The following is a 12,275-nucleotide window of genomic DNA, read 5'->3' on the forward strand; positions in this document are numbered from 1 at the left end:
GGTCCTGCCACGATAGTTGAAATCCGAACTACTCGGCAAACAGTTGCTGCATCAACGTTATTCCAGGAAACCCCTTGGCGTACGCAGGCCCTCCTGTGCCAACGTACGTCAGGTGTCCGGGGCGTTGCATCCACAGTTCAGTCTGTACGCCGCGATCGCGGCCCGGTCCTTCCGCCGCTACTCCAGCTACACCGCGGCCACGCTCGCCGGGATCTTCACCAACTCGGTCTTCGGGATCATCCTCAGCTTCGCCTATCTGGCGCTGTGGGAGCAGAACCCGTCGGCCGGAGGCTACGCGGCCGACCAGGCCATCACCTTCGTCTGGATCGGCCAGGCGCTGCTGATGACCATCGCGCTGTGGAGCGGGGGCGCGACCGACGACCTCGCCGAGCGGATCCGCAACGGCGACATCGCCGTCGACCTCTACCGTCCCGTCAGCGTCCTCGGCTGGTACCTCGCCGCCGACCTCGGCCGCGGGCTCTACCACTTCGCGACCCGGGGCGTGGCGCCGACGATCATCGGCGCGCTGCTCTTCGGACTGGTCCTGCCCTCCCCCGTCGGCGCGGCCGGATTCCTGGTCAGCGTCGCCCTCGCGGTGGTGGTCAGCTTCGCCGTCCGGTTTCTCTTCGCGGCCAGCGCGTTCTGGCTCCTGGACGCGACCGGGCCGCGGGTGCTGCTGAGCGTGCTGGCCACCTTCTTCAGCGGACTCACGCTGCCGCTCAACCTCTTCCCCGACGGGTTGCGCCAGGTCGCGCTGGCGCTCCCGTTCGCCTCCTACATCCAGACCCCGGCCGACATCTGGCTGGGCCGCCACACCGGGCTCGACCTGCTCGCCGCGATCGGCCTGCAGGTGCTGTGGGCGGTCGTGCTGCTGGCCGTGTGCGCGCTCGTGCTCCGTGCCGCGACCCGCAAGGTGGTGGTCCAGGGTGGCTGATGCGGTGCGCGCCTACTGGCTCATCGCGGCGCTGTGGATCCGGGCGTCGATGGCCTATCCGCTGTCGTTCTGGACGATGACCGTCGGCGGGGTGCTGATCACCTTCCTCGACTTCGTGGCGATCTGGCTGATGTTCAGCCACCTCGACACCTACGGCGGCTTCACCCTGCGCGAGATCGCCCTGCTCTACGGGGTCACCTCGCTCGCGTTCCGGGTCGCCGACATGCTGGTCGGGAGCGTGGAGAAGATCGGCCAGAAGGTACGCAGCGGGGACCTGGACGCGATGATGACCAAGCCGGTCCCGGTGCTGGTGCAGCTGTGCGCCGACCGGTTCGAGCTGCGCCGGCTCGGGCAGATCGCCCAGGGCCTCGCCGTGTTCGCGTGGGCGGCGCCGATCGTGGAGTGGAACCCGCAACGGCTGCTGGTGCTCGTGGTGGCGCTCGTCTCGGGCGTGGTCATCTACTTCTGCGTGTTCGTGACGTTCTCGACGATCCAGTTCTGGACGACCGACGCCTCGGAGTTCGCCAACGCCTTCACCTACGGCGGCAACACGATCATGCAGTACCCGATGACGATCTTCCCGCGTGAGGTCGTCCGGTCGCTCACCTATCTGCTGCCGCTGGCCTTCGTGAACTGGTATCCGTGCCTGTTCCTGCTCGGCCTCACCGACCCGTACGGCGCACCGGACTGGTTCCGCTTCGCCTCGCCCCTCGCCGCCCTGGCGCTGGTCGGCCTCACCACGCTGGTGTGGCGCCAGGGGCTTCGCCGCTACCGATCCACAGGGAGCTGATCTCGTGCCACTGATCGAGGTGCGGGACCTGTCCCGCGAGTTCACCATCCGCAAGCGTGCGGGTGTGCTGCGACGTACGTCGGTGGTGAAGCACGCCGTCCACGATCTGTCCTTCGAGATCGACGCCGGCGAGATGGTCGGCTACATCGGGCCCAACGGCGCCGGGAAGTCGACCACCATCAAGATGCTGACCGGCATCCTGGTGCCCTCCGGCGGGTCGGCGCTCGTCGCCGGCCTGGAGCCCGCCCGCCAGCGCCGCGAGCTGGCCCGGCGCATCGGGGTCGTCTTCGGGCAGCGTACGTCGCTGTGGTGGGACCTGCCGCTGCGCGACTCCTTCGAGCTGCTCCGGCGGATCTACCGGATCCCCGACCAGACCTTCCGCCGCAACCTCGACGACCACGTCGCGCTGCTGGACCTCGGCGACCTGATGGACACCCCGGTGCGGCAGCTGAGCCTGGGGCAGCGGATGCGCGGCGACATCGCCGCCGCCCTGCTCCACGACCCCGAGATCCTCTACCTCGACGAGCCGACGATCGGGCTCGACGTGATCTCCAAGGGGCGGCTGCGGGAGTTCCTGCGCGCCCTCAACCACGAGCGCGGGACGACCCTGATGCTCACCACCCACGACCTGCAGGACATCGAGGCGCTGTGCGACCGGGTCATCGTGATCGACCACGGCACCGCCGTCTTCGACGGCCCGCTGTCCTCGCTGCGCCTCAACGGCGATGCCTCCCGGACCCTCGTGGTCGACCTCGTCGACGAGGCCCCGGCGATCGCCGTCGAGGGAGCTCAGGTGGTGAAGGTCGAGGGACCGCGCCAGTGGCTCTCGTTCCCGGCCGCCGCCTCCGCGGCTCCCCTCGTCGCGCAGGTCGCGGCTGCGTACGACGTCGCCGACCTGTCCATCCACGAACCGGCCATCGAGGACGTCATCCGCGCGCTGTACTGCGGGTGAGGGCACCGTGGGGAGTCGGTTCAGTCACTCGATCCGGAGGACGGCGAGGTCGTCGGGCTGACGGGAGAGATCGACGAGGGTGTGACGGAGGCGGTCGAGGAGGGACTCGACGGACGCCGCGGCCACCGACGTGTCGGGGTAGCGGATCCGGACGGCGAGGCCCGCATGGGTGCGGGAGAACCAGATCTGGACGTCGTCGGCCTGGGTGGAGGCCGAGATGTGCTGGGCATCGCGGTCGAGGTGGGAGGAGCCGCCGGGGACGTGGCGGTAGTCGACCCAGGAGACCACGAAGACGTCGCTGCGGGTCTGCACCAGGGGCTCGGTGAGCGATCCGAGGACCTGGTCGAGCGGCACCGACCCGAGGCGTATGCCGTGACGGACCGCATCGCCGGCCTCGGCCAGGCCTAGGTCGGTGAGCGAGGCGGGGACGGTGAGCGGGACGGTGGTGGTGTACCAGCCGATCGAGCGGGTGAGGGGCTGCGCCGAGCGGGTGGAGACCGGGGCCATCGTGTCCAGACGGTCACCGCCGCCGAGGTCGGCGAGCGCGGTGGCGAGGGCGGCCAGGACGGCGGCGTACGTCGAGGCACCGCTGTTGCGGGCACGGGCGCCGATGCGGTCCATCAGGTCGGCGTCGGCGAGCGTGGCCACGGCGGTGGCCTGGGCGGCCCGCTCGCCCGGCTCGAGGCCGAGCGGCAGCGGGAAGGTCGGCAGCCGGTGGCCGCGGCCGGCGAGGAAGTCGCCCCAGCCGCGGAGCAGCGGGTCGTCGGCGGCCACCCGGGCCGGGCCGTCGGAACCCTGCGAGACGGCCTCGAGGAAGGAGCCCACCGGCGGCAGCGAGGGCTCCTCGCCGCTCTCCGTGAAGGCGGCGTAGAGGTGTGCCAGCTCCTCGACCGCCACGGCGACCGAGTGGGCGTCGCAGTGCAGGTGGTCCATGCCCAGGACGATCGTGGAGCGGTCGGGGCGGGAGATCGCGGCCGGCAGGAAGGCGGGATAGCCGAACGGTCCGCACCGCTCGTCGAGCGCGGCGTGCAGTGCGGTGCGGGTCTCCTCGACGGTGCCGGTGTGGCCGACGGTCGCGACCGACCAGCTCAGGGTGCCGGGATGGTGGCGGCGCGCCCGCGGCCCGTCCGCACCCGCGACGACCTCGAGCTGCAGGCTGCCGTGGCGGGCGAGGAACGCGCGCCAGGTGCGCGAGAGCGCGACCGGCTCGATCGGCCCGTCGACGTCGAAGGCGGCCGCGAGCCAGACGGTCGGGGCGCCGGCCATCGCACCGGCCAGGTGGTTGCGCTGGTTGAGCGAGAGCTCGGCCGGTGCGCCGTGCGGCGGGGCGGAGAGGTCCCAGCGCAGCAGCGTGCCCGGCCGGGGCTCCCAGAGGTCAGCGGTCGTGACCAGCATGTCCGGTCCCGACGATCTGCTCGGCATCGACCGGCAGCACCGGCAGGCCGAGGTCGGCGAGCACGTCGCGGAGCGCCTCGACGTAGGTCACCACGGCCCGCCCGCCCTGCTCGGTGTCGGGGCTCTGGGTGGCCACCTCGAAGCGGTCGGCGAAGCGGTTGACCCACAGGCTGGCGTTGGCGGTACGTCCCTCGCCGGTGAAGTGCAGCCCGGTGTCGAACGGCTCCGTGCCGGCGCCGGAGAACTTGCGTACGTCCAGGTAGGAGACCATCTGCGGGCTGGCCAGCTCCGTCGGTGCGAGCACGCCGCCGGCGACCATGGCGCCCAGCGGCACGTGGACCGGGGTGCGGGCCAGCTCGCGGGCGGTGCCGAAGGCCTTCTCCGCCGCGAGCACCGTCTCCGCGAAGACGGTCTCCTCGACCGTAGGCCCCAGCGGTATCGAGACGGGTGCGAAGTTGCAGAACCAGCCGTGCGACATCGCGGTCTCCTGCGACCGGGTGCCGAGAACGGTGATCCCCAGGTAGTCCGAGCTGCCGGTCAGGCGCTGCTCGGCGTGGGCCAGGAGCGCGAAGACGCCGCTGGCGAACCGTCCCCCGGCGGAACGGCACAGCGACTCGAGCGCGTCCACCGCCTCGCCCTCGAGAGCGGTCCATCGCCGGACCCGGACCGGCGCGGTCTCGCCCGGGTCCAGCCCGAGGGAGACCGGGAACCGCGGCAGCCGCCCGCCGTGACGCGAGACGATGTCGACCCACTCGCGCACCGCCGGCGTGTCCGCGTCGCACGCGGCGGCGACCTGCTGCTCGGCGGCGGCGTACGTCACGAAGCTGCCGGCCTCGGGCAGCGGCTCGACCTCGGCCCCGAGCGCCGCGGCATAGGCGGCGCCGAGCTCGGCCGGGACCATCAGCTGCGAGGCGCCGTCGGTGAAGGCGTGGTCGCAGCCCCAGAAGTAGGTGAAGCCGTCCTCGCGCACGATCGCGCCGAGGAGGAACGGCGCCCAGGAGTCGGGGCGGCACTGCTCGTCCCAGAGGCTGACCAGGAGTTCCTCCCAGCCCCCGGACCAGTCGGCCGGCGCCTCGACCTCGACGGCCTCGAAGGCGATCGCCTCGGCCGGCACCAGATGCCGCACCGGCATCTCACCGGACAGGTCGAACCAGGTCCGCAGGCCCTCGTGGCGGCCGACGAACGACGTCAGCGCCTCCGCATAGGCGGCAGCCGAGAAGGCGCCGGAGAACTGACCGGCGGTGCCGGTCCAGGCCCGGTGCACGCCACCGGCGGCAACCTTGGCGCGGTAGGCGTCGAGGTGGTCGGCCTGCAGGAACGACGGCGTTCCGGGCGAGACCGGCGCGGCATCGGCCGCCGCCTGACACTCCGGCGTCGGCCGCAGCACGACCACCCGGCCCGGCGCGGGAGCCAGATCGGCGAGCGGCCCGATCCTCATGCCGTCCCCTCGAGCGAGGCGGTCTCGGGCTGCGCGATCTCGTCGAAGAGGTCGCTCATCCCGCCGATCAGGTCGCGCACGACCCGTTCCGCGGCGACCGTCTCCGGGTAGCGCGTGGAGACGTTGAGACCGTCCCGGTCGCGCACGAGCCAGAGATAGACCTCGTCGTCGGCGCGGACGGGGGCCCGCAGCGTACGCGCGTCCCAGTCGTTCCAGCGCTCGGCGCCGGAGATGAAGCGGGTGTCGACGAAGGTGACCACGAAGTGCGGGGCGTCGTCGATGCCGAGCAGGTCCGCGACCCGCGCGAACGGCTGCGGGACCAGGGGCTTCGACTCGGCCAGCGCGGCCTGGACCCGGACGGCGACCTCCGGCAGCGTCGCAGCGCCGGTGATGTCGAGGGTGACCGGGACGAGACCGACGTACCAGCCGACCGCGGCGGCGTGCTCGGCGGTGTAGCGGGTGTGCATGGGGGCCACGAAGCGCATCCGCTCCACGCCGTGCTGGGTACGCAGGACGTACGCCATCGCGCCCATCATCCCGGCCTGGAAGGAGACGCCGGCGCTCTTGCACAGCTCGCCCAGGGCCCGCGCCTGGCGGGGGTCGCCGAGCCACTGCGACAGGCTCGCCTGCGGCAGCGGCGACGCCGAGGCGGGTACGTCGGTGATCCCCGGGACCGGGAAGTCGGCGAACCGGAGCTGTCCGTCGGGACCGGTCAGCCAGTCGCGCCAGACCCGCACCGACTCGCTCTCCGGCGACATCGCGTCGCCGGTGACCCGCTCGGCGGCGGCGTGGTCGATGTGGCTGCCGGTGGTCGCGGCGGCCAGCTCGGCGAACGGCTCACCGGCCAGCGCCCGCTCGTAGAGCGAGGCGATCTCCTCGAACCAGAGCAGCTGGGAGTAGGCGTCCATGACGCCGTGGTCGGCGCCGAAGACCAGGGTGAAGCCGTCGGCGTCGGCCACCGTCGCGAAGACGACGTAGGGCCAGGCCGACGGGTCGATGTGATCGGCCAGGAAGTCCGAGACGCGGCCGCGGGCGTCCTCGCCGTCGAACCGGCCCAGTGCGGTGGTGGCCACCGACACGTTCTCGGGGGCGACCGTGCGACGCCGCCGGCCGGCCGGGGTCTCCTCGACGGTCCCGCGCAACGCCTCGTGGCGCCCGATCCAGGCTCGGAGCGCCAGGTCGAGCGCCGTCACGTCGAGCTGCCCCGTCAACCGCATGATCGACCCGATCCAGGAGCCCGCCTCGGCGGTGTCGAGGTGCAACTCGTGGTTGTGTGACAGTCGGCGGTCGTCGTCGACCCAGGAGCTCGGCTCCGCGGTGGGGATCCACGCGGTCACCTCGCCCGGGGGTACGTCGTACGCGGACAGCTCGGTGTACTCCATCGGAGGTGGAGTTCCTCTCTGAGGTGGGGGGCTCAATGCGGCACAACGCCAAGTCGGGGACCCGAACGAACCTCAAGAACGCCGTAGCCCGAGAAGGCGACCCGCCTGCGACGACAGCGATGTCGTCCCATGTCGCGGCCTATTGTGCACACAGGTGCGGACCCGAATTCGACTGCCCCCTGACGTGGGAATCACCACACTTCTTTATTGCCCCGGGGGGTTTACATGACGTATCGACTCCGATTGACTCCTCCCCCTGCGCGCGCTCTTCACACGCCTTTGCCCGGCCGCCCGCTCTATCTCGAGGACCCCCCATGCCCGCTGCCACCCGTGCACCGATCGACAACTCCGGCCGACTCCAGTTCGCCGACGACCTCTTCGCCCGGCGCCATCGCGGGCTTGGAAGCCCGATCGCCAACCAGTGGATCTGGCGGCTCGACTCCCCCTACGACGCCGACCGGCTGCGCTACATCGCGGCCGGCCTGGCCGAGGGCGGGCTGTCGCGGCAGCTGCACCGGGCGAGGTTCCCCGGGGCCCGGGACCTGTGGACCAACGCCGATCGCGAGCCGTCGATCGAGCTCTACGAGGAGATCCTTCCGGTCTCCGGGATCACCGACTGGCTCCAGGAGCGCCACAGCGACCACCTCGACCCGCACGAGGGCCTGACCTACCGGCTCACCGCGATCAACCTCGACGACGGCACCTCGGTCGTCTCGATGCTGCTGGCCCATGCGGTCGGCGACGGTGGCTCCGTGCTCGACGCCGTGTGCCGGGCCTCCCGCGGCGAGCCGCTGCGGCTGCCGCCGGCGCCGGCCACGGGCTGGGACCGCCTCCGTGCCGAGGCCGCCGACTCCCGAGGCCAGTGGCGCGCCGTCCGCGACTGGGCCAGGGCCCGCCGCCGGGCGAAGAAGGACGGCACCGCCGCGCTCGCCACCAAGGCACCGCGCGTCTACCCGGAGACCACGCCGAACCCGGCGCCGGAGACGTGGCAGATGCCGCGGCTGATCACCGAGTTCGACACCGAGACGATGACGAAGATCGCCGCCGAGCACGGCGGCTCGACCAACGCCTGGTTCATCAACGTGGTCGCCGACCTGCTCGTCCGGATCGACCACGTGCCGGTCGACCGCGGCGACGTCCCGGTCTCGCTGCCGATGAGCGACTTCCAGCCCGGGGACGTACGCTCCAACTCGACGCGCGTGGCCATGGTCGAGGTGCCCCGCGACGTCCTCGACCGGCGCGATCTCGCCGAGATCAAGAAGCTCTCCAAGGCGGCCTACATCCGCCTCGGCCAGGCCGGTCCGGGCCTGGTCCCGGTGCCGCTGGCGATGATGCAGATGCTGCCCGACGCGGTGCTCGACAAGCTCCCGCAGCCGCCGGCCGCGGCCTGCATGGCCTCCAACCTGCCCCAGCTCCCCGACGACTACCGCTACGCGATGGGCGATGACGTACGCCTCGTGGCCGGGCTCGCCGGCTACCAGAACGCGACCGCCCAGGACGCCTACGACGTCGGCGGCGGGATCATCGCCTGGCTGATCCAGTCGGGGCCGCGTACGACGCTCAACCTGGTCGCCGCCGAGCCCGACCGCGTGCCCGACCTGGACTTCCTGAAGAAGCTGGTCATCGAGGAGCTCGGCTCGTGGGGTCTGACCGTCGAGGTGTGGTGACGCCCTCAGCAGTGCACATTGCTTCGGGCTTCGCTTCAGCGGGCCCGCTCGAGCGCGTCCGCAGCCCGGGCGACGGCGACCTCGGGCGTGATCAGCAGGGTCGCCACCTCGGCGGCCCGCTCACGCACGCCCGGCATCAGCACCGAGCGAAGCGCCTCACGGAGCCGGTCTCGGTCCAGGCGGCTCGCCCGGAACGAGGTGCCGACGCCGAGGTCGCCGAGCAGGCGACCCCAGACGGGCTGGTCGGCGGAGTACCACCCCACCACGCTCGGGATCCCCGCCCGCAGCACCGCGGCGGTGGTGCCCGCGCCGCCGTGGTGGACGGCGGCGACGCACCGTGGAAGCACGGCGGCGTGGTCGACGGCACCCACGAGACGTACGTGATCAGGGACGGCGACCGCGAAGGAGTTCCAGCCGCTGCTGACCAGAGCGCGCAGGCCGAGATCGGCGGTCGCGGACGCGACATCGGCCACCAGCCGGGCCGGGTCGGCCACCGGCATCGATCCGAAGCCGACGTAGACCGGCGGATAGCCCGCCGCGAGCCAGTCACCGAGGTCGTCACCCACCCCGGTCTCCCCGAGCCGCAGCCGGTCGGCCGCGCTCAGCGCCAGGAAGCCGGCGAACGGGCTCTGGATGCCCCACTCCCGCGGCAGCCCGGGCACGAGCAGCGGGTCGTAGGCCTGCACCTCGACCGCCCCGCGGTCGCGCAGCCGGGTCTGCAGCCGGGTGCGCGCCGGGGCCAGACCGAGGGCGGCGCGCTGAGCGTTCTCGGCCTCGCGGGTCAGCTCCCAGCGCATCCGCATGCCGACGTCCCAGGCCTTCTCCTGGACCACCTCGGGCCCGGGCACGACCTTCACCGACCGGTTGGAGCGGACCGGGAAGTAGTGGAGCGCGGCGAAGCCGGCACCGATCCGCTCCGCGAGCGCCGAGCCGACCTCCTGACCGAGCAGGCCCGTGACGACGACGTCGGCGCTGCCACGCTCCCCCGCCAGCGAGACCAGGTCGGCGCGGAAGTCGTCCCAGCCGTGGGCGGAGACCTTCCGTACCGCCCGCACCCGGGTGCGAGGATTGGCCGAGCGCATCTCCTCGCGAACCAGGGACGAGGCGAGCAGCGCACCGCTGTCAGGGCCGACAGCATGCGGGTCCAGCCCCAGCCGCGCCGCCAGCGGCACCAGGTTGGGTGCGACCCCGACGGTGACCTCGTGGCCGCGACGGCGCAGCTCGAGGGCCACGGCGAGCGCCGGCTGCACATCGCCGCGGCTGCCCATCAACCCGAAGACGAACCGCATCGCGTCCCAGAATCCCCCAACGACAGGACCCAGACCACATGCCTGAGCCTGTGATGCTGCCCTCACTGCCGCCCGCGAGCCTCGGCGCCCGCCCGGCACCGTTCGCTCCCGAGCGCACCAACCGGCTGACGTACGACGACGAGGTCTTCCTCCGCTCCGCGACCGTGATCGGGGTCCCGGTCGTCGGCCAGACCGCCTGGCGCTTCCCGGCGGAGATCCCGGTCGAGGCGGTCCAGGAAGTGGTCGACGAGCTGGCCAAGGGCCCGCTCAACCGCCTCGTCGTCCGCCCGACGGTGACCGGCGCCCGGTCCCGCTGGGTGCCGGCGACGACGGCCGAGCCGGTCCGCCTGCACCCCGACCGGATCAAGCCGGACCAGGTGATGGCCTGGCTCGACACCACGACCGTCGAGGTGCCGTTCGACCCGGTCAAGGGACCGCTGTGGGCGTTCTTCATGGCCTACACCACCGATGGCGGCACGGTCGTGACCTACAACGCCTCGCACATCGTCTGCGACGGCGGGATGAAGCTGGGCGCCCTGATCGCGGCCGTACGCCGCCAGCCCCTGCCCCGGCTCCCCTTCGACGACCCCGGGGCGACCGACGTCACCCGGAAGGACGACCGGCGCGACGCCCGGACGATGGCGCGCGCCGCGGCCCGCGGTCTGCGGGCGGCCCGCAAGGCCGGGAAGCTGCCTGCGCTGGAGGCCCAGTCCTCCGAGAAGCGGCCGGTGCCGCCCCCGCAGCCCGACGACCACGTGGTCCACGAGGTGGCCTTCGCCGGCGCGGACTGCCCGGTCTCGGAGTGGAACGCTGCCGTCGAGCGCGCCGGCGGCACCTCCAACACGCTGCAGATCGCGATCTCGGTGGAGGTGCTCCTCGAGGCCGGGATCGTACGCCCCGGCGAACCGGTCAAGATGTCGCTGCCCGTCTCGATGCGCGGCGAGGGCGATCTGCGCTCCAACGCCACCTCCGGGGTCTCGATCGCGGTCGAGACCGAGCTGCGCGACGGCGTCGGCCGGGTCACCGACCTCGCCCACATCCGCGAGCGGGCGAAGAAGGAGTTCTCCGCGCTCTTCAAGGGCACCCGCCCCGACCCGATCGCCCACATCGCGCCGCTGGCGCAGATGATCCCGGACCGCGTCGCCAAGTCGCTGCTCAAGAACGTCGTCACCCCGCTCGGCCTGGCCTCCAACCTGGGCCGTCCCGACCCCGACTTCGTCGCCCCGTTCGGCGTGGCCGCCGACTCGATCGTCTTCCGCGGTCTCGCGCTCGGGGCGACCCGCGGCGAGCTGCGCCGGATGCGGGGCGGGGTGACGTCGTGGTGGTGCGAGGTCGGCGACACCTGCAACCTGGGCATTCGCGCGCTCGACCCCGACGCGGTCCCCGACTCCGAGCGGCTGAAGGAGATCGTGACCGACGTCTACGGACGTTGGGGCCTGGTTCCTTCCTTCTGGTGAGAAGATGCCGTCATGACGATCGACGTACTCGGTGACCCCTACACCGTCGAGACCATCGAGCTCGCGGACGACTTCGAGGGCACCGTCGTGGCCACGCTGGTCAAGCGGCCGGCCGACGGCGACGCGAAGGCCGCCGTCCTCTACGTGCACGGCTTCTCCGACTACTTCTTCCAGAAGGAGTACGCCGAGTGGTGGACCGCGCGCGGCTACGACTTCTACGGCCTCGACCTGCGCAAGTACGGCCGGTCCCTGCGCGAGCACCAGTCGGGGACGTACGTCGGCGATCTGTCGGAGTACTTCGACGAGATCGACGCCGCCTGGGAGCGGATCACCGAGCGCGACGGCCACACCAAGGTCATGCTCAGCGCCCACTCCACCGGCGGCCTCACCACGTCGCTGTGGGCCGACGACCGCCAGCCCGACGCGCTGGCCGGGATGGTGCTCAACTCCCCGTGGCTCGACCTGCAGGGCTCGTTCCTGCTGCGCGAGGTCGCCACGCCGGTGGTGCGCCGGATCGGCCACCGCGCGCCGATGCGCGAGCTCGGCCGCGACGTGAGCGGCTTCTACACCATGTCGCTCCACGTCGAGCACGACGGCGAGTGGGAGTTCGACCTCGGCCTCAAGCCGGTCGGCTCCTACCCGATCCGGCTCGGCTGGCTCAAGGCCATCCGCGACGGCCACGCCAGGCTCCACCGGGGCCTGGACGTGAAGGCCCCGGTGCTGGTCCTCTCCTCCGACCGGTCCAGCAAGCCCAAGGCGATGGGCGAGCTCGTCCACTCGACCGACATCGTGCTCGACGTGCGCCAGATCCGCCGCTGGTCGACCGCGATCGGCCGCCACGTCACCTACGTCGCCGTCCCCGGCGCGAAGCACGACGTGATCCTGTCGCGCCCCGAGGTGCGCAAGCAGGCCTACGCCGAGATCGAGCGCTGGCTGGCTGCGTACGGCGTCTGAGCCCCGGCGTCCGAGGC

Annotated in this window: 10 protein-coding genes; 6 read left to right on the plus strand and 4 right to left on the minus strand. The window is 72.0% G+C overall.

What is annotated here, in order from left to right; all coding sequences use genetic code 11:
- The first annotated feature begins 112 nt into the window (after positions 1-112).
- Genes ACWZJV_RS02720 through ACWZJV_RS02730 form a run of 3 tightly spaced genes read left to right on the plus strand, consistent with a single transcriptional unit; the run spans position 113 to position 2,676 of the window.
- Positions 113-934: an ABC transporter permease gene (locus ACWZJV_RS02720; RefSeq protein WP_457180144.1), complete on the plus strand. Its 822-nt coding sequence runs from the start codon at positions 113-115 to the stop codon at positions 932-934.
- Complete coding sequence (locus ACWZJV_RS02725) at positions 927-1,724, plus strand: ABC transporter permease (protein ID WP_307785583.1); 798 nt, start codon at positions 927-929, stop codon at positions 1,722-1,724. Before ACWZJV_RS02720 ends, ACWZJV_RS02725 begins: the two co-directional genes overlap by 8 nt.
- Positions 1,725-1,728: 4 nt before the next feature.
- Positions 1,729-2,676 (plus strand): ABC transporter ATP-binding protein, encoded by a 948-nt coding sequence (locus tag ACWZJV_RS02730; RefSeq protein WP_457180145.1) that lies wholly within the window; start codon positions 1,729-1,731, stop codon positions 2,674-2,676.
- A 24-nt stretch (positions 2,677-2,700) separates the two neighbouring features.
- Here the strand turns inward: ACWZJV_RS02730 and ACWZJV_RS02735 are convergent, their stop codons facing one another.
- The 3 genes from ACWZJV_RS02735 to ACWZJV_RS02745 are packed head-to-tail and all read right to left on the minus strand — an operon-like array spanning position 2,701 to position 6,891.
- A complete protein-coding gene (locus ACWZJV_RS02735; RefSeq protein ID WP_457180146.1) occupies positions 2,701-4,071 on the minus strand; it encodes a condensation domain-containing protein in 1,371 nt (456 codons plus the stop codon).
- Positions 4,052-5,509 carry a condensation domain-containing protein gene (locus ACWZJV_RS02740; protein ID WP_457180147.1) on the minus strand — a complete coding sequence of 486 codons (1,458 nt, stop codon included), beginning with the start codon at positions 5,507-5,509 and terminating at the stop codon, positions 4,052-4,054. The genes ACWZJV_RS02735 and ACWZJV_RS02740 overlap by 20 nt, the downstream gene beginning before the upstream one ends.
- Positions 5,506-6,891, minus strand: coding sequence for a condensation domain-containing protein (locus ACWZJV_RS02745; protein ID WP_457180148.1), 1,386 nt, complete (start codon positions 6,889-6,891; stop codon positions 5,506-5,508). The genes ACWZJV_RS02740 and ACWZJV_RS02745 overlap by 4 nt, the downstream gene beginning before the upstream one ends.
- 314 nt (positions 6,892-7,205) lie before the next feature.
- Between ACWZJV_RS02745 and ACWZJV_RS02750 the strand changes: the two genes are divergently transcribed.
- Positions 7,206-8,558, plus strand: a complete 1,353-nt coding sequence (locus ACWZJV_RS02750; protein WP_457180149.1) for a hypothetical protein — start codon at positions 7,206-7,208, stop codon at positions 8,556-8,558.
- A gap of 35 nt (positions 8,559-8,593) precedes the next feature.
- Here the strand turns inward: ACWZJV_RS02750 and ACWZJV_RS02755 are convergent, their stop codons facing one another.
- Positions 8,594-9,847: a glycosyltransferase gene (locus ACWZJV_RS02755; protein ID WP_457180150.1), complete on the minus strand. Its 1,254-nt coding sequence runs from the start codon at positions 9,845-9,847 to the stop codon at positions 8,594-8,596.
- Positions 9,848-9,885: 38 nt separating this feature from the next.
- On the opposite strand from ACWZJV_RS02755, the gene ACWZJV_RS02760 reads away from it, so the two are divergent.
- Together ACWZJV_RS02760 and ACWZJV_RS02765 are read left to right on the plus strand one after the other, a co-directional pair.
- Positions 9,886-11,304 (plus strand): hypothetical protein, encoded by a 1,419-nt coding sequence (locus ACWZJV_RS02760; RefSeq protein WP_457180151.1) that lies wholly within the window; start codon positions 9,886-9,888, stop codon positions 11,302-11,304.
- A 12-nt stretch (positions 11,305-11,316) separates the two neighbouring features.
- Complete coding sequence (locus tag ACWZJV_RS02765; protein WP_008357027.1) at positions 11,317-12,258, plus strand: alpha/beta hydrolase; 942 nt, start codon at positions 11,317-11,319, stop codon at positions 12,256-12,258.
- The last annotated feature ends 17 nt before the right edge of the window (positions 12,259-12,275 follow it).

The organism is Nocardioides sp. WG-D5, from assembly GCF_054031175.1.

Bases quoted from the DNA above. Each gene is read 5' to 3' on its own strand.
- ACWZJV_RS02735 (WP_457180146.1), bottom strand. From the start codon at position 4,071: ATGCTGGTCACGACCGCTGACCTCTGGGAGCCCCGGCCGGGCACGCTG.
- ACWZJV_RS02740 (WP_457180147.1), bottom strand. From the start codon at position 5,509: ATGAGGATCGGGCCGCTCGCCGATCTGGCTCCCGCGCCGGGCCGGGTG.
- ACWZJV_RS02745 (WP_457180148.1), bottom strand. From the start codon at position 6,891: ATGGAGTACACCGAGCTGTCCGCGTACGACGTACCCCCGGGCGAGGTG.
- ACWZJV_RS02750 (WP_457180149.1), top strand. From the start codon at position 7,206: ATGCCCGCTGCCACCCGTGCACCGATCGACAACTCCGGCCGACTCCAG.
- ACWZJV_RS02755 (WP_457180150.1), bottom strand. From the start codon at position 9,847: ATGCGGTTCGTCTTCGGGTTGATGGGCAGCCGCGGCGATGTGCAGCCG.
- ACWZJV_RS02760 (WP_457180151.1), top strand. From the start codon at position 9,886: ATGCCTGAGCCTGTGATGCTGCCCTCACTGCCGCCCGCGAGCCTCGGC.
- ACWZJV_RS02765 (WP_008357027.1), top strand. From the start codon at position 11,317: ATGACGATCGACGTACTCGGTGACCCCTACACCGTCGAGACCATCGAG.